Source organism: Pseudomonas sp. LBUM1655 (genome assembly GCF_059716085.1).
Genome location: NZ_CP166801.1, coordinates 3,809,660 through 3,825,632, shown reverse-complemented (window position 1 = coordinate 3,825,632; position 15,973 = coordinate 3,809,660). Strand labels below are relative to the sequence as shown.

At 58.3% G+C, this 15,973-nt stretch carries 13 protein-coding genes; 3 read left to right on the top strand and 10 right to left on the bottom strand.

Annotation, left to right across the window (positions count from 1 at the left end; all coding sequences use genetic code 11):
- Window positions 1–412: 412 nt before the first annotated feature.
- The 9 genes from aceA to ACA074_RS17065 all read right to left on the bottom strand — a co-directional run bounded on the left by aceA (window position 413) and on the right by ACA074_RS17065 (window position 10,952).
- On the bottom strand, window positions 413–1,738 hold the full coding sequence (aceA, locus tag ACA074_RS17105) for an isocitrate lyase (protein WP_187678476.1): 1,326 nt from the start codon (window positions 1,736–1,738) through the stop codon (window positions 413–415).
- Between the two features lie 476 nt (window positions 1,739–2,214).
- Window positions 2,215–2,967, bottom strand: coding sequence for a secretin N-terminal domain-containing protein (locus ACA074_RS17100; protein ID WP_489880257.1), 753 nt, complete (start codon window positions 2,965–2,967; stop codon window positions 2,215–2,217).
- A 235-nt stretch (window positions 2,968–3,202) separates the two neighbouring features.
- The gene (locus tag ACA074_RS17095; RefSeq protein WP_401272194.1) at window positions 3,203–3,643 is read right to left on the bottom strand and encodes a GNAT family N-acetyltransferase; all 441 of its coding nucleotides are present in this window, start codon (window positions 3,641–3,643) and stop codon (window positions 3,203–3,205) included.
- Window positions 3,636–4,805: a ribosomal protein uL16 3-hydroxylase gene (locus ACA074_RS17090; RefSeq protein ID WP_497677448.1), complete on the bottom strand. Its 1,170-nt coding sequence runs from the start codon at window positions 4,803–4,805 to the stop codon at window positions 3,636–3,638. Before ACA074_RS17090 ends, ACA074_RS17095 begins: the two co-directional genes overlap by 8 nt.
- Before the next feature lie 86 nt (window positions 4,806–4,891).
- On the bottom strand, window positions 4,892–6,262 hold the full coding sequence (purB, locus tag ACA074_RS17085) for an adenylosuccinate lyase (protein ID WP_187678473.1): 1,371 nt from the start codon (window positions 6,260–6,262) through the stop codon (window positions 4,892–4,894).
- Between the two features lie 127 nt (window positions 6,263–6,389).
- Window positions 6,390–7,013 carry a high frequency lysogenization protein HflD gene (gene hflD, locus ACA074_RS17080; protein ID WP_187678472.1) on the bottom strand — a complete coding sequence of 208 codons (624 nt, stop codon included), beginning with the start codon at window positions 7,011–7,013 and terminating at the stop codon, window positions 6,390–6,392.
- Window positions 7,010–8,134, bottom strand: a complete 1,125-nt coding sequence (mnmA, locus tag ACA074_RS17075; RefSeq protein ID WP_489880256.1) for a tRNA 2-thiouridine(34) synthase MnmA — start codon at window positions 8,132–8,134, stop codon at window positions 7,010–7,012. The genes hflD and mnmA overlap by 4 nt, the downstream gene beginning before the upstream one ends.
- Window positions 8,135–8,193: 59 nt before the next feature.
- Window positions 8,194–8,640 carry an NUDIX hydrolase gene (locus ACA074_RS17070; RefSeq protein WP_489880255.1) on the bottom strand — a complete coding sequence of 149 codons (447 nt, stop codon included), beginning with the start codon at window positions 8,638–8,640 and terminating at the stop codon, window positions 8,194–8,196.
- Window positions 8,641–8,726: 86 nt separating this feature from the next.
- Window positions 8,727–10,952, bottom strand: a complete 2,226-nt coding sequence (locus ACA074_RS17065) for an NADP-dependent isocitrate dehydrogenase (RefSeq protein ID WP_497677447.1) — start codon at window positions 10,950–10,952, stop codon at window positions 8,727–8,729.
- A gap of 481 nt (window positions 10,953–11,433) precedes the next feature.
- On the opposite strand from ACA074_RS17065, the gene icd reads away from it, so the two are divergent.
- Window positions 11,434–12,690: an NADP-dependent isocitrate dehydrogenase gene (icd, locus tag ACA074_RS17060; RefSeq protein ID WP_187678468.1), complete on the top strand. Its 1,257-nt coding sequence runs from the start codon at window positions 11,434–11,436 to the stop codon at window positions 12,688–12,690.
- A gap of 78 nt (window positions 12,691–12,768) precedes the next feature.
- Here icd and ACA074_RS17055 read toward each other — a convergent pair whose 3' ends face one another.
- Window positions 12,769–13,050, bottom strand: a complete 282-nt coding sequence (locus tag ACA074_RS17055; protein ID WP_497657606.1) for a cold shock domain-containing protein — start codon at window positions 13,048–13,050, stop codon at window positions 12,769–12,771.
- 224 nt (window positions 13,051–13,274) lie between these two features.
- On the opposite strand from ACA074_RS17055, the gene clpS reads away from it, so the two are divergent.
- Window positions 13,275–13,658: an ATP-dependent Clp protease adapter ClpS gene (clpS, locus tag ACA074_RS17050; protein ID WP_016987405.1), complete on the top strand. Its 384-nt coding sequence runs from the start codon at window positions 13,275–13,277 to the stop codon at window positions 13,656–13,658.
- 30 nt (window positions 13,659–13,688) lie between these two features.
- Window positions 13,689–15,959 carry an ATP-dependent Clp protease ATP-binding subunit ClpA gene (clpA, locus tag ACA074_RS17045; protein WP_187678466.1) on the top strand — a complete coding sequence of 757 codons (2,271 nt, stop codon included), beginning with the start codon at window positions 13,689–13,691 and terminating at the stop codon, window positions 15,957–15,959.
- Window positions 15,960–15,973 lie beyond the last annotated feature (14 nt).

Genomic DNA, 15,973 nt, shown 5'->3' with positions numbered 1-15,973 from the left:
ATAAGGACATAGCGCGCCTCCGATGCCCCGTAGCCCAAGCATAGCGGGCATTAGCCGGTTTTCTGCGAATTATGTTTTGTGGGAAATGTAACGAGCATAGTTGCGGCTAAATGATAATTAATATCGTTTGAGGTGGTTTTGTAACTGTTTAGCGGTGCAGTAGTTGGGAAGTTGTCTTATATGCCCGTTACTGCAAGTAGCGGTGGCGCCTGTTTTAACTGATTTTTCTGACGCCTATACCGCTATGGATCAATGTTTTTTCAGAAAGGTCTGACACAGAACCTTTGGGATTTGTGTGGTGAGGAACATCACAGGCAAAAAAACGCCCCGAACCAGTCGGGGCGTCAGTCTTGCGGCTCTGCGGTTAGCTTTCTATTCGATCCGCAGAGGCCGTTTGCTCAGGTGAAGCAGATCAGTGGAACTGTTCTTCTTCGGTCGAACCGGTCAGTGCGGTTACCGAGGACGAGCCACCCTGAATCACGGTGGTCATGTCATCGAAGTAGCCGGTGCCCACTTCCTGCTGGTGAGCCACGAAGGTGTAACCCTTGGAGGCGTCAGCGAATTCCTGCTCTTGCAGCTTCACGTAGGCAGTCATGTCGTTACGGGCGTAGTCGTGCGCCAGGTTGAACATGCTGTGCCACATGTTGTGAATGCCGGCCAGGGTGATGAACTGGTGCTTGTAGCCCATGGCGGACAGTTCGCGCTGGAACTTGGCGATGGTCGCGTCGTCCAGGTTTTTCTTCCAGTTGAAGGAAGGCGAGCAGTTGTACGACAGCAGTTGGTCCGGGTATTCCTTCTTGATCGCTTCAGCGAAGCGACGAGCCTCGTCCAGATCCGGCTTGGCGGTTTCGCACCAGATCAGGTCGGCGTAAGGGGCGTAAGCCAGACCACGGGCGATCGCTTGATCCAGACCGGCACGTACCTTGTAGAAACCTTCCTGGGTGCGCTCGCCAGTCACGAACGGCTGGTCGTACGGGTCGCAGTCGGAAGTCAGCAGGTCAGCAGCGTTAGCGTCGGTACGGGCCAGAATGATGGTCGGAGTACCGGCAACGTCAGCTGCCAGACGCGCTGCGGTCAGCTTCTGTACGGCTTCCTGGGTTGGCACCAGAACCTTGCCGCCCATGTGGCCGCATTTCTTCACGGAAGCCAGTTGGTCTTCGAAGTGAACGCCGGCGGCGCCTGCTTCGATCATGCTCTTCATCAGCTCGTAAGCGTTCAGTACGCCGCCGAAACCGGCTTCAGCGTCAGCCACGATCGGCGCGAAGTAGTCGATGTAGCCATCGTCGCCCGGGTTCTTGCCGGCTTTCCACTGGATCTGGTCAGCGCGACGGAACGAGTTGTTGATGCGCTTGACGACGGTTGGCACCGAGTCCACCGGGTACAGCGACTGGTCCGGGTACATCGATTCGGCGGAGTTGTTGTCCGCAGCTACCTGCCAGCCCGACAGGTAGATTGCCTGGATACCGGCTTTGACTTGCTGAACAGCCTGGCCGCCGGTCAGGGCGCCCATGCAGTTGACGAAATCTTTCTCTGGACGGAAGGACGGCTTGGCACCCTGGGTTACCAGGTTCCACAGCTTCTCGGCGCCCATTTTCGCAAAGGTGTGCTCAGGTTGAACCGAGCCACGCAGACGGACGACGTCAGCAGCGGAATAAGTGCGAGTCACGCCTTTCCAGCGCGGGTTTTCAGCCCAGTCTTTTTCAAGGGCTGCAATTTGCTGTTCGCGTGTCAGTGCCATGGAGATAAACCTCGTCGCGTCTTTTATGAAAAGTTGTTCTGCGGTGGAAAATTCCTGCGCTCGCTGACCAGAAGCTTAGGTGGTCAAGTCGGATTCGGCGGGGTAGGCGACGGGATGAACGATGAGCTCGAGGGGAAGTGAGCAGGTAAAGGCGAAACTGGCGGGCGCATTCGGGCGTCGTGGGCCTTTATACGAACTACAGTGTGATGCCGGGTTACCTAATTACGCTTCCGTCCCTCGGGACAACTTCGTTCCAGTCGGCAACCTCGTCAAACACACCTTGTGGGCGGTACAGACACGAAACGGTTCGCGGGGTAGATGCGAACAGCGCTTCGAAGGCCCTTGCCAGGGCCTCTGATTAGCGGGAGCGAGGCCATCATGCCTTCGCTTTTTTGGCTCGTCAAACGTTTTGTAGTGCTTTTTTTAAAGCACTACATCTTTCGTCTAATACGACTAATCAGTCAGTTTTCGGTGCTTTAGTCCAGGCTGTCGACTTTCACCCGCAAGGTCATGTCATCCCGGCCTTGAGTCGAGTAGCTGCGGGCCAGGCCCTGTTTGTCAGCCTGAGTCTGGCGATTGACGCCGGCCAGAGTGATCCACTCGCCGAGGCGCCCGCTGACGGTTGTGTCGGTGCTTTGCACGTTCACTACATCGGGACGTTCCTGGCTCATGCGGTCACGGTTGGTACTGATTGCCAGATGAACGATGTCGCCGGTGACGCTCGCGGTGACGTAAAAACCCTGAGTGACGTTGCGGTATTGGGTCTGGCTGCTGTAATCGCCGTAGGAGTTTGTCTGACTGTTGGTGATCGGCACGCTCTGGCCGACCTGGATCAGCGCCGGAGCGCCCTCGCTGGCCTGTACTTGCTGAATGCCGCCGTCACGGCTGGCGGTGCTGCGGCTGATGATGCGGGTCTGCGCACCGTTGACTGAATAACCTTCGTCGCCACGGCCATTGTTTTCGTTGGTGTCGACGGTAATCAGCAGGCGTTTCGGCGCGGTGTCGAGTTGGGTCAGCAACGCCTTGAGTTCCTGAATCTTGTCCGGCTCTGCCTTGACGATCAGTTGGTTGCCATAGGCGCTGACCTGGCCGTCCTTACCGAGGAAATCCTGCGCCATCGGCAGCATGTCGGTGCTGGTGCGGTACTTGAGGGGGACGATTTCTGTGGCTGCCATCACCGAAAAACTGCAGCCGAGCAGCAGGGTGGTGAGCAGGGTGCGTAGGGACATGTCCGTTATCTCCGCTTTCGAAAGGCTTGATATTGCCAGTTTGTCGGCCCCGGGTGGGGCAAGTTGAATCCAAGACAGCAAAACGCCCCGGCATCGTTCGATGTCGGGGCGTTTGCTGAAGTTTGCATATTGCTCTTGTGGCGAGGGGATTTATCCCCGATGGGCTGCGCAGCAGACCCAAAATTTTAGGGCCGCTTCGCGCCCCATCGGGGATAAATCCCCTCGCCACAAGGTTTCATTCAGCTAGCGGTTGGGCCGAATGGCGAACCATATCGACATGCGGAATCCCTGCTTCCAGGAACTCCTCACTGACCAGGCTGAAACCCAGGCGCTCGTAGAACGCCGTGGCTTGCACCTGAGCGCTGAGCATTTGCTGCTTCAGTCCGCGCTCTTCTGCTTCAGCAATGACCGCTTGCATCAGCGCGTCACCGACCTTCATGCCGCGCCAGTCTTTCAGCACCGAAACCCGGCCAATGTGCCCATCGGGCAACAGACGCGCAGTGCCGATCGGAAAGTCGCCCTCAAATGCCAGGAAATGCACAGCGGTCGCGTCATCGGCGTCCCATTCCAGCTCGGGTGGCACCGATTGTTCGGCGATGAACACCGTTTCACGAATGCGCCGGATCTCGGCGATGTCCTTCTGCCAGTCTGCGACACGTACGCGAATTTTATTCATCAGCGAACCCCAGGCTGCCTTGCTTGACCAGTTCGCACAGCAGGCCGCGACCGTCTTCGTCGTTCAGCCACTCGCCGAGGTTGTCGGTGTGCAAGGCGTCGGCGGCGCAGATCAGCTTCAGCAGTTCGCGCAGTTTGCCCGGCAGATAACGGCTCTGGCCGCTGGCGAACAGCAGCAGATCGTCATCGACTTCCGACCAGGCCAGGCGCGCGCTCGGGTTGCGGATCAGCACGGCGCCATCTTGCAGAGCACTGAGGAAGTCTTCTTCTTCGACTTCTTCCGGGCCGGCTACCAGTTCCGGGTAGCGTGGCTCGGTCATGTACTGGCCGAACCAGGTCAGCAGCAGACGCTCGTCGCTCATGTGTTCGGCGAGCAGGCTTTTCAGGCGATCCAGCGCATCGTGCTGAATCTGATGCGGATCGGCCGCTGGCTGCGCGTCGGCGTCGGTGTAGCGCTCTTCGTCGGTCAGGAACTGGCTGAGGAAGTCGGTGAAGTGGGTCAGCACTTCAGACGCGCTCGGGGCGCGGAAGCCTACCGAGTAGGTCATGCAGTTATCCACGGCGACGCCGCAGTGGGCCAGACGCGGTGGCAGGTAAAGCATGTCACCCGGTTCCAGAACCCACTCTTCGGTTTCGTGGAATTCGGCGAGGATGCGCAGGTCCGCGTGTTGCAGCAGCGGGCTCTCGGAGTCGCACATCTGGCCGATTTTCCAGTTGCGCTTGCCGTGACCTTGCAGCAGGAACACGTCGTAGTTGTCGAAGTGCGGGCCGACGCTGCCACCTGGGGCTGCGAAGCTGATCATCACGTCGTCGACGCGCCAGCTCGGCAGGAAGCGGAAGTTTTCCAGCAGTTCGCTGACTTCCGGTACGAATTGATCGACTGCCTGAACCAGCAGAGTCCACTCTTTTTCCGGCAGCTTGATGAATTCGTCTTCAGCGAACGGGCCGCGACGCAGTTCCCATGGGCGCTCGCCATGCTCGATGACCAGGCGCGATTCGACTTCTTCTTCCAGGGCCAGGCCGGCCAGTTCGTCGGCGTCGATCGGGCTTTCGAAGTCAGGAATCGCCTGGCGGATCAGCAGTGGCTTTTTCTGCCAGTAGTCGCGCAGGAATTCGCGCGCCGTGATGCCGCCCAGAAGTTGAAGAGGAATATCGGAATTCATATGTAACCTATTGAAAAAAAGCATTTTTCAGACGGGAATAAAAACGCCCGGCGCGGCCGGGCGTCTCAAACGGTTCAAGCGGTCGATCAGATGCGTTTGGCTTGCGCTACAGCGTTGCCGATGTAGTTGGCCGGGGTCAGCTGTTTCAGCTCGGCTTTCGCTGCGGCTGGCATGTCCAGGCCGTCGATGAAAGTCTGCAATGCTTCAGGGCTGATGCCCTTGCCGCGGGTCAGTTCTTTCAGCTTTTCGTACGGGTTTTCGATGTTGTAGCGACGCATCACGGTCTGGATCGGCTCAGCCAGGACTTCCCAGCAAGCGTCGAGGTCAGCGGCAATCTTCTGCTCGTTGAGCTCCAGTTTGCTGATGCCTTTGAGGCTGGCTTCGTAAGCGATCACGCTGTGGGCGAAGCCGACACCGAGGTTGCGCAGTACGGTGGAGTCGGTCAGGTCGCGCTGCCAGCGGGAGATCGGCAGTTTGCTCGCCAGGTGCTGGAACAGCGCGTTGGCGATGCCCAGGTTGCCTTCGGAGTTTTCGAAGTCGATCGGGTTGACCTTGTGCGGCATGGTCGACGAACCGATTTCGCCAGCGATGGTGCGCTGCTTGAAATAACCCAGGGAGATGTAGCCCCAGATGTCACGGTCGAAGTCGATCAGGATGGTGTTGAAGCGCGCAATGGCGTCAAACAGCTCGGCGATGTAGTCGTGCGGTTCGATCTGCGTGGTGTACGGGTTGAAGCCCAGACCCAGCTCGTCTTCGATGAAGGCGCGGGCGTTGGCTTCCCAGTCGATCTGCGGGTAGGCCGACAGGTGAGCGTTGTAGTTGCCGACAGCGCCGTTGATCTTGCCCAGCAGTGGTACAGCAGCGACTTGAGCGATCTGACGCTCGAGACGGTAAACCACGTTCGCCAGTTCTTTACCCAGAGTGGTCGGCGAAGCTGGTTGACCGTGGGTACGCGACAGCATCGGCACGTCAGCGAAACGGATGGCCAGTTCGCGGATGGCGTTGGCAGTCTGGCGCATCAGCGGCAGCATCACGTCGTCACGGCCTTCGCGCAGCATCAGGGCGTGGGACAGGTTGTTGATGTCTTCGCTGGTGCAGGCAAAGTGGATGAACTCGCTGACCTTGGCCAGCTCCGGCAGTTTGGCCGCCTGCTCTTTGAGCAGGTATTCGATCGCTTTCACGTCGTGGTTGGTGGTGCGCTCGATCTCTTTGACGCGCTCGGCGTGCTCCAGCGCGAAGTTTTCAGCCAGTTCATTGAGAACGGCGTTGGCCTCGGCGGAGAAGGCTGGCACTTCCGGGATACCGGTATGGGCGGCCAGGCGCTGGAGCCAGCGCACTTCAACCAGAACGCGGGCACGGATCAGGCCGTACTCGCTGAAAATCGGGCGCAAGGCCTGGGTTTTGCCGGCGTAGCGGCCGTCAACAGGGGAAACCGCAGTGAGCGAAGAGAGCTGCATGGGGTGTTCTCGGACAGTCGGGCAACGAAATGGGGCGCGTATCATACATGAAAAAATCCGCCGGTCCGTTGCCAACTGACCGGCGTATTACGCGTTACAGACTACAAAGCTTTTATTGCGCGGCGATTTACTCGCTGCGCATCAACGGGTACAGCTCTTTGAGCAGCTTGCGGCGGCTGACCACCAACTGCCAGCGATGGCCGCCAAGTTGACGCCACAGGCGCGCCGAACGGATGCCGGCGAGCAGCAAGGCGCGGATTTTCGATGCGTTGCTCGGCTGCTGCAGGTTGCGCATGTCGCCATGCACCTGAATCCGCTGGCGCAGAGTGCTCAAAGTGTCCTGATAAAGTGCGCCGCACGCGGCAACCACGTTTTCGTGGGCCGGGCCGAAGTGCTCGACCTGCGACTGGATCTGCGGCAAGCGCTTGCCGATCGTGTCGAGCAGGTCGCCACGTTTGGCCAGTTGGCGCTCAAGACCGAGCATCGACAGGGCATAACGCAGTGGCTCGCGCTGCAAAGTGCTTGGGTCGCGTTCAAGTGCGCCGATCAGCGCCCGGTAACCTTCACGCAGGTTGATATCGTCGCCGCCGTACACGTCCAGCGTGTCTTTCGGGTCGCGCACCAGCAGGCTGCCGAGCATGCAGCTCAGGCCGGCCTCGTTGGTCTGGCCAGTCTTGGCGATCCGGTCAACCAGTACGGCCGCGAGAAACACGCCGCCCAGCGCCGTCAGTTGCTCCTGAGTCGGGCTCATGCCTGACCGCTCCACGGCTCGGCGACTTCGATCACGCCGCCACCGAGGCATATTTCACCGTCATAGAACACCACCGACTGGCCCGGCGTGACCGCGCGCTGCGGCTCGTCGAATACGGCGCGGTAACCGCTTGCGGTTTTTTCCAGAGTGCAGGCCTGATCGCTTTGGCGATAGCGCACTTTGGCGGTCAAGCGCAGCGGCTGGCTCAGGTCGATCGGGTTGACCCAATAGATTTCCGAAGCGAGCAGGGCGCTGGAGAACAGCCATGGATGGTTGTTGCCCTGGCCGACGATCAGTTCATTGTTGTCCAGATCCTTGCGCAGCACGTACCACGGCTCGTCGCCGGCATCCTTCAAGCCGCCGATGCCCAGGCCCTGACGCTGACCGATGGTGTGATACATCAAGCCGTGGTGACGGCCGATGACTTCGCCTTCGGTGGTCTTGATCTCGCCCGGTTGTGCCGGCAGGTATTGCTTGAGGAAGTCGCTGAAGCGACGCTCGCCGATGAAGCAGATTCCGGTGGAATCCTTCTTCTTGGCGGTGGCCAGCTCGTATTTCTCGGCAATTGCGCGCACTTCCGGTTTTTCCAGTTCGCCGACCGGGAACAGCGTCTTGGCGATCTGTTCGCCGCCGACGGCGTGCAGGAAGTAGCTTTGATCCTTGTTCGGATCGAGGCCTTTGAGCAGTTCGGTGCGGCCATCGATGTCGCGGCGGCGCACGTAGTGGCCGGTGGCGATCAGGTCGGCGCCGAGCATCATGGCGTAGTCGAGGAACGCCTTGAACTTGATTTCGCGGTTACACAGGATGTCCGGGTTCGGCGTGCGCCCGGCCTTGTATTCGGCCAGGAAGTGCTCGAACACGTTGTCCCAGTACTCGGCGGCAAAGTTGGCGGTGTGCAGCTTGATGCCGATCTTGTCGCACACGGCCTGGGCATCCGCCAGATCGTCCATGGCGGTGCAGTATTCCGTTCCGTCGTCTTCTTCCCAGTTCTTCATGAACAGGCCTTCCACTTCATAGCCCTGCTCGATCAGCAGGAGAGCGGAAACGGAAGAGTCCACGCCGCCGGACATGCCGACAATGACGCGCTTCTTGGATGTGTCAGAAGGGGCTGGATCACGCATAGGGATTCAATGAGTGTCTTGAAAAAGGACGCGATTCTATCAGGCTCACGGCCTCAAGGCTAAAGAGAAGGGCGGATCAGTTCGAGGCCGAAGTGATGGCCGGCCAGGTAATCATCGATGCAGCGGATGATCAGCTCACTGCGCCAGTTGTCGCGCTGCTCGATTAATTCGTCGCGAGTCAGCCACTTGGCGCCGAGGATGCCGTCGTCGAGTGGGTAGTCCGGATGGTGTTTTATGGCCTTGGCGGAGAAGCAAACACGTTGATAAGTCACGCCGTTGCTTGGCGCGGTATACAGGTAAATGCCGATCACGCCGGTCGGTTCGACGTCCCAGCCGGTTTCTTCGAGGGTCTCGCGCACGGCGGCTTCGATCAGGGTTTCATCCGGGTCCAGGTGGCCGGCGGGCTGGTTGAGCACGTTACGGCCGGCCTTGTGCTCTTCGACCATCAGGAAGCGGCCGTTGTCTTCGACGATGGTGGCGACGGTGATGTGGGGGAGCCAGTCCATAGGGATTCCTCTGTCTTCTGTGTATCTTTGTCTGAAAACACAAACCCCGGCACCAGGCCGGGGTTTGTGATGTTCCCTTTACAACATTAAACCAGCGCAGCAATTGCCGCGTTGAGGGTTGCGCTTGGGCGCATGGCTTTGCTGATCAGTTCGGCATTGGCGTGGTAGTAACCGCCGATGTCCACTGGCTTGCCCTGAACGGCGTTGAGTTCGGCAACGATGGTTGCTTCGTTCTCGGTCAGAGTCTTGGCCAGAGTCGCGAACTGCGCTTGCAGTGCAGCGTCTTCAGTCTGGGCTGCCAGGGCCTGAGCCCAGTACATCGCCAGGTAGAAGTGGCTGCCGCGGTTGTCGATGTTGCCGACTTTGCGCGATGGCGACTTGTTGTTGTCGAGGAACTGGCCAGTAGCCTGATCCAGAGTCTTGGACAGAACCAGCGCTTTCGGATTGTTGTAGTTCACACCCAAATGCTCGAGGGACGCCGCCAGAGCCAGGAATTCACCCAGCGAATCCCAGCGCAGGAAGTTCTCTTCGACCAGTTGCTGCACGTGCTTCGGAGCCGAACCGCCGGCGCCGGTTTCGAACAGGCCGCCACCGTTCATCAACGGCACGATCGACAGCATCTTGGCGCTGGTGCCCAGTTCCATGATCGGGAACAGGTCGGTCAGGTAGTCGCGCAGTACGTTACCGGTCACCGAGATGGTGTCCTTGCCTTCGCGAGTGCGCTGCAGGGTGTACTTCATTGCGTCGACCGGCGCCATGATCTGGATGTCCAGACCGGCAGTGTCGTGATCCTTCAGGTAAGCCTGAACTTTCTCGATCACTACGCCGTCGTGAGCGCGCATTGGGTCCAGCCAAAAAATAGCTGGAGTGCTGCTGGCGCGAGCACGGTTGACGGCCAGTTTGACCCAGTCCTGGATCGGCGCGTCTTTGGTCTGGCACATGCGGAAGATGTCGCCGGCTTCAACAGCCTGTTCCATCAGCAGGGTGCCTTTGCTGTCGGTCACGCGAACCACGCCGTCAGCCTTGATCTGGAAGGTCTTGTCGTGCGAGCCGTACTCTTCGGCTTTCTTCGCCATCAGACCAACGTTTGGCACGCTGCCCATGGTGGTCGGATCGAATGCGCCATTGGCTTTGCAATCTTCGATCACGGCCTGGTAGATGGTTGCGTAGCAACGATCCGGGATCACAGCCTTGGTGTCGTGCAACTGACCGTCGGTGCCCCACATCTTGCCGGAGTCACGGATCATCGCTGGCATCGAGGCGTCGACGATAACGTCGCTCGGCACGTGCAGGTTGGTGATGCCTTTGTCGGAGTTGACCATCGCCAACGACGGACGTGCGGCGTAGACCGCTGCCATGTCAGCTTCGATCTGTGCCTGTTGCTCGGCCGGCAGGGCCTTGATGCGAGCGTACAGATCGCCGATGCCGTTGTTCAGGTTGAAGCCGATCTGGGCCAGCACGTCAGCGTGCTTGGTCAGCGCGTCTTTATAGAACTCGGCAACGATCTGGCCGAACATGATCGGGTCGGAGACCTTCATCATGGTCGCTTTCAGGTGAACCGACAGCAGCACGCCTTGAGCCTTGGCGCTTTCGATTTCAGCAGCGATGAATGCGCGCAGGGCGTTTTTGCTCATCACGGCGCAATCGAGGATCTCGCCAGCCTGAACGGTGGTTTTTTCTTTCAGGACGGTAGCGGTGCCGTCTTTGGCGATCAGTTCGATCTTCACAGCGTCAGCGGCGTCGATCAGGGCAGCTTTTTCGCTGCCGTAGAAATCGCCGGTGCTCATGTGCGCGACGTGGGACTTGGAGTCTTTGGCCCAGGCGCCCATTTTGTGCGGGTGCTTGCGTGCGTAGTTCTTGACCGACAGCGGGGCGCGACGATCGGAGTTGCCTTCGCGCAGAACCGGGTTCACGGCGCTGCCCTTGACCTTGTCGTAACGCGCCTTGGCGTCTTTGTCGGCGTCGCTGGTCACGGTTTCCGGGTAATCCGGCAGGTTGTAACCCTGAGCTTGCAGCTCTTTGATCGCGGCTTGCAGCTGTGGCACCGAAGCGCTGATGTTCGGCAGCTTGATGATGTTGGCTTCAGGCGTAACGGCCAGGTCGCCCAGTTCGGCGAGGTGGTCGGCTACGGCTTTTTCGCCCAGTTGCTCGGGGAAGCTGGCCAGAATGCGCGCTGCAAGAGAGATATCGCGGGTTTCCACGGCGATATCGGCCGAGGCGGTGTAAGCCTCGATGATCGGCAGCAGGGAATAGGTGGCGAGGGCTGGGGCTTCGTCGGTGAAGGTATAGATGATCTTCGAGCGGGTGGGCATATTCGGATTAACTCTCTCTTCTTTGCTAAAGCGTGCGCAGAAACTCGAGGGGCGCCGGGTAAGCGCGTTCGTTCAAAGTCATCCATGAACCGAATGTCGAGATTCTTCGCGGTGATGTTGGGTGCATCAGTAGAGCGTCAAGCGGTCGGGCTGCGGTAACAGCTCAACCAATCAGGCGGAAAGTCTCGTTCTAGAGAGGCCAGCCGTCGTGACCCTTTGGTCAGCGGGCGGCATTATACATAGGTAGCTGGCAATCTGCCGATGGTTCATATGCAACGATTCTCGTCCATTGGTCTAAAGGTCGCAGGGCAGGGTGAGGCGTAGAGTCGCCGCGAATGCTTGAGTTTGGCGCTTTTCCCTTTGCTTTCAGGCTTGTACGAAACCAGATGTGCTCGCGCCGTGAACAGAGGGTTTGCGTGTTGATTTAACTGGGTTACGCTCGAACCAAGCCAGATGTTCAATCCAAACAATGGAGTTCAGCATGGGTTACAAGAAGATTCAGGTTCCAGCCGTCGGCGACAAAATCTCCGTCAATGCAGACCATTCTCTCAATGTTCCTGATAACCCGATCATCCCCTTCATCGAAGGTGACGGCATTGGTGTCGACATCAGTCCGGTGATGATCAAGGTTGTCGATGCTGCAGTTCAAAAGGCATACGGCGGTAAGCGCAAGATTTCCTGGATGGAAGTCTATGCCGGGGAAAAAGCCACTCAGGTTTACGATCAGGACACCTGGCTGCCTCAGGAAACGCTGGACGCAGTCAAGGATTACGTGGTTTCCATCAAAGGCCCTCTGACCACTCCGGTGGGTGGGGGCATTCGCTCGCTGAACGTGGCCCTGCGTCAGCAACTCGACCTATACGTCTGCCTGCGCCCGGTGCGCTGGTTCGAAGGTGTGCCTAGCCCGGTGAAAAAGCCTGGCGACGTCGACATGACCATCTTCCGCGAAAACTCCGAGGACATTTACGCCGGTATCGAGTGGAAGGCCGGTTCGCCGGAAGCCACCAAGGTCATCAAATTCCTTAAAGAAGAAATGGGTGTCACCAAGATCCGTTTCGACGAAAATTGCGGCATCGGCGTCAAGCCGGTTTCTTTAGAGGGCACCAAGCGTCTGGCGCGCAAGGCTCTGCAATATGTGGTCGATAACGATCGCGACTCGCTGACCATCGTGCACAAAGGCAACATCATGAAGTTCACCGAAGGTGCCTTCAAGGAATGGGCCTACGAAGTGGCGGCCGAAGAGTTCGGCGCGACCCTGCTCGACGGTGGCCCTTGGATGCAGTTCAAGAATCCGAAAACCGGCAAGAACGTTGTCGTCAAGGATGCCATCGCCGACGCCATGCTCCAGCAGATCCTGCTGCGCCCGGCCGAATACGATGTGATCGCGACCCTCAACCTCAACGGCGACTACCTCTCCGACGCCCTGGCGGCAGAAGTGGGTGGTATCGGTATTGCGCCGGGCGCCAACCTGTCCGACACCGTGGCGATGTTCGAAGCGACCCACGGCACTGCGCCGAAGTATGCCGGCAAGGATCAGGTCAACCCGGGCTCATTGATTTTGTCAGCGGAAATGATGCTGCGTCACATGGGCTGGGTCGAAGCGGCGGATCTGATCATCAAGGGCACCAACGGCGCCATCAGTGCCAAAACCGTGACCTATGACTTCGAACGTCTGATGGACGGTGCCAAGCTGGTTTCGTCTTCTGGCTTCGGTGATGCGCTGATTTCGCACATGTAATAAAAACAGTTGTAACGAAGCCGCCCGGCTCGAGTGATCGAGTCGGGCGGCTTTTTTATGGCGGGCGGTTTTGTTGCGTCAGCTGGTGACTGATTGCTGCTGAGCGGTGGCCGGAGCGGCTTCTTTCACGGTCTCGGTAGGTACAATATTGTGCGCATGCAGGCCTATGGGGCCTTGCACAATATCAAAACTCACGGTTTGCCCGGCCTTGAGGGTTCTATATCCGTCCATCTGGATAGCGGAGTAATGCGCAAAGAAATCAATCTCTTTGCCGTCCTCGTCTCGACCTTCGTGGGTGTCGGTATTAATGAAACCGAACCCCTTGGCATTGTTGAACCATTTCACCTTGCCGACAGCCATGCTCAAATCCCTCTGCAACAGACTCCATCGCTGGAGTATCATCCAAGTCATCCGCAATCTAATCCGTTAAAAGGATTGACTCCGCGGATCTTTTTTACCCACTGTGGGCTCTATTGGTTGTAACACCGTTTTCCCGATAGTCAAGGTGACCGGGCAGTCGGAGTTGAAAACGTGTGCTGCCGCCCCCACCACTGTATTTGCACAACTGACGAACCTTTCTTTCCATGCATGCAATCAGCCAGATTCGACTAACATTCAATCAGGATCGCCCGCTTCTCCAAAAGGATCTTCCAGAGGAGCACGACGACGATTCGGCAGGCGTTGCTGTTCAGGAAGCAAAGCCTGCGTTACAGGCGCCGCCGATGTACAAGGTGGTTTTGTTCAACGATGACTACACACCGATGGATTTCGTCGTCGAAGTGCTCGAGGTGTTTTTTAACCTGAATCGCGAGCTGGCGACCAAGGTCATGCTGGCCGTCCACACAGAAGGGCGGGCCGTATGTGGAGTGTTTACCCGCGACATCGCCGAGACAAAGGCCATGCAGGTCAACCAGTACGCCAGGGAAAGCCAGCATCCGCTACTCTGTGAAATCGAGAAGGACGGTTAATCGCCGACCACTTGGGTATGAGGTGAAGCTATGTTAAACCGCGAGCTCGAAGTCACCCTCAATCTAGCCTTCAAGGAGGCTCGTTCGAAACGTCATGAATTCATGACCGTCGAACACCTGCTGCTGGCCCTATTGGACAATGAGGCTGCCGCCACCGTTTTGCGTGCCTGCGGCGCAAACCTCGACAAACTCAAGCACGACCTGCAGGAGTTCATCGACTCCACCACGCCTTTGATCCCCGTTCATGACGAAGATCGCGAAACCCAGCCAACCCTGGGCTTCCAGCGTGTACTGCAACGTGCTGTTTTCCACGTACAGAGCTCGGGCAAGCGTGAAGTGACTGGCGCCAATGTGCTGGTTGCAATCTTCAGTGAGCAAGAGAGTCAGGCAGTGTTTCTGCTGAAACAGCAGAGCGTTGCGCGCATTGATGTCGTCAACTACATCGCTCATGGCATTTCCAAAGTGCCGGGGCATGGCGATCACTCTGAAGGTGAACAAGATATGCAGGACGATGAGGGCGGTGAGTCTTCTTCTTCAGGCAATCCTCTGGATGCTTATGCCAGCAACCTCAACGAACTCGCGCGCCAGGGTCGTATTGATCCGCTGGTCGGCCGCGAATCGGAAGTCGAGCGTGTCGCGCAGATTCTCGCGCGTCGGCGCAAAAACAATCCGCTGCTGGTCGGCGAGGCAGGAGTGGGCAAAACCGCGATTGCCGAAGGCTTGGCCAAGCGCATTGTCGACAACCAGGTGCCTGATTTGCTGGCCAACAGCGTTGTCTACTCGCTCGATCTCGGTGCTCTGCTCGCAGGCACCAAATATCGTGGTGATTTCGAGAAGCGCTTCAAGGCGCTGCTCAATGAGCTGAAAAAACGTCCGCAGGCCATCCTGTTCATTGACGAGATCCACACCATCATTGGTGCGGGTGCTGCGTCCGGCGGCGTGATGGATGCTTCGAACCTGCTCAAGCCGCTGCTGTCGTCTGGCGACATTCGTTGCATCGGCTCGACCACGTTCCAGGAATTCCGTGGCATCTTCGAGAAGGATCGAGCCCTGGCGCGTCGCTTCCAGAAGGTCGATGTCGTCGAGCCGTCGGTGGAAGACACCATCGGTATCCTGCGCGGTCTGAAAGGGCGTTTCGAAGCGCACCACAACATCGAATACAGTGATGAGTCGTTGCGCGCTGCCGCTGAACTGGCATCGCGCTACATCAATGACCGGCACATGCCGGACAAGGCCATCGATGTGATCGACGAGGCGGGTGCCTATCAGCGTCTGCAGCCGGTCGAAAAACGCGTGAAGCGCATTGAAGTGCCACAGGTTGAAGATATTGTGGCGAAGATCGCGCGGATTCCTCCGAAGCACGTGACCAGTTCCGACAAGGAACTGCTGCGTAACCTGGAGCGTGACCTGAAACTGACGGTGTTTGGTCAGGACGCGGCGATCGATTCGCTGTCTACCGCGATCAAGCTGTCCCGTGCCGGCCTCAAGTCGCCTGACAAGCCAGTTGGTTCGTTCCTGTTCGCCGGACCGACCGGTGTCGGTAAAACCGAAGCCGCGCGCCAATTGGCCAAGGCGTTGGGGATCGAGCTGGTTCGCTTCGACATGTCCGAGTACATGGAGCGCCACACTGTATCGCGTCTGATCGGTGCGCCTCCGGGGTATGTCGGGTTTGATCAGGGCGGTCTGTTGACCGAAGCGATCACCAAGCAGCCGCACTGCGTATTGCTGCTCGATGAAATCGAGAAGGCGCACCCGGAAGTCTTCAACTTGCTTCTGCAGGTGATGGACCATGGCACGCTCACCGACAACAACGGGCGCAAGGCGGACTTCCGCAATGTGATCGTGATCATGACCACCAACGCCGGTGCCGAAACGGCAGCACGCGCTTCGATCGGTTTCACCCATCAGGACCACTCGTCTGATGCGATGGAAGTGATCAAGAAGAGCTTTACGCCGGAATTCCGCAACCGTCTGGACACCATTATCCAGTTTGGTCGCCTCAGTCATGAGGTCATCAAAAGTGTGGTGGACAAGTTCCTTACCGAGCTTCAGGCGCAGCTGGAAGACAAGCGGGTACTCCTGGAAGTCACCGATGCGGCGCGTAGCTGGCTGGCGGCGGGTGGTTATGATGCGGCAATGGGCGCTCGTCCGATGGCGCGTCTGATTCAGGACAAGATCAAGCGTCCGCTGGCGGAGGAGATTCTGTTTGGCGAGCTGGCCGAGCATGGCGGTGTGGTTCACATCGACATCAAGGACGGGGAGTTGACGTTCGACTTCGAGACTACTGCTGAAATGGCCTGACGGCTGGTTGTAAG

What these genes read in the sequence shown, in the direction of transcription:
- aceA (WP_187678476.1), bottom strand. Translation starts at nt 1,738, where the DNA reads ATGGCACTGACACGCGAACAGCAAATTGCAGCCCTTGAAAAAGACTGG.
- ACA074_RS17100 (WP_489880257.1), bottom strand. Translation starts at nt 2,967, where the DNA reads ATGTCCCTACGCACCCTGCTCACCACCCTGCTGCTCGGCTGCAGTTTT.
- ACA074_RS17095 (WP_401272194.1), bottom strand. Translation starts at nt 3,643, where the DNA reads ATGAATAAAATTCGCGTACGTGTCGCAGACTGGCAGAAGGACATCGCC.
- ACA074_RS17090 (WP_497677448.1), bottom strand. Translation starts at nt 4,805, where the DNA reads ATGAATTCCGATATTCCTCTTCAACTTCTGGGCGGCATCACGGCGCGC.
- purB (WP_187678473.1), bottom strand. Translation starts at nt 6,262, where the DNA reads ATGCAGCTCTCTTCGCTCACTGCGGTTTCCCCTGTTGACGGCCGCTAC.
- hflD (WP_187678472.1), bottom strand. Translation starts at nt 7,013, where the DNA reads ATGAGCCCGACTCAGGAGCAACTGACGGCGCTGGGCGGCGTGTTTCTC.
- mnmA (WP_489880256.1), bottom strand. Translation starts at nt 8,134, where the DNA reads ATGCGTGATCCAGCCCCTTCTGACACATCCAAGAAGCGCGTCATTGTC.
- ACA074_RS17070 (WP_489880255.1), bottom strand. Translation starts at nt 8,640, where the DNA reads ATGGACTGGCTCCCCCACATCACCGTCGCCACCATCGTCGAAGACAAC.
- ACA074_RS17065 (WP_497677447.1), bottom strand. Translation starts at nt 10,952, where the DNA reads ATGCCCACCCGCTCGAAGATCATCTATACCTTCACCGACGAAGCCCCA.
- icd (WP_187678468.1), top strand. Translation starts at nt 11,434, where the DNA reads ATGGGTTACAAGAAGATTCAGGTTCCAGCCGTCGGCGACAAAATCTCC.
- ACA074_RS17055 (WP_497657606.1), bottom strand. Translation starts at nt 13,050, where the DNA reads ATGGCTGTCGGCAAGGTGAAATGGTTCAACAATGCCAAGGGGTTCGGT.
- clpS (WP_016987405.1), top strand. Translation starts at nt 13,275, where the DNA reads ATGCATGCAATCAGCCAGATTCGACTAACATTCAATCAGGATCGCCCG.
- clpA (WP_187678466.1), top strand. Translation starts at nt 13,689, where the DNA reads ATGTTAAACCGCGAGCTCGAAGTCACCCTCAATCTAGCCTTCAAGGAG.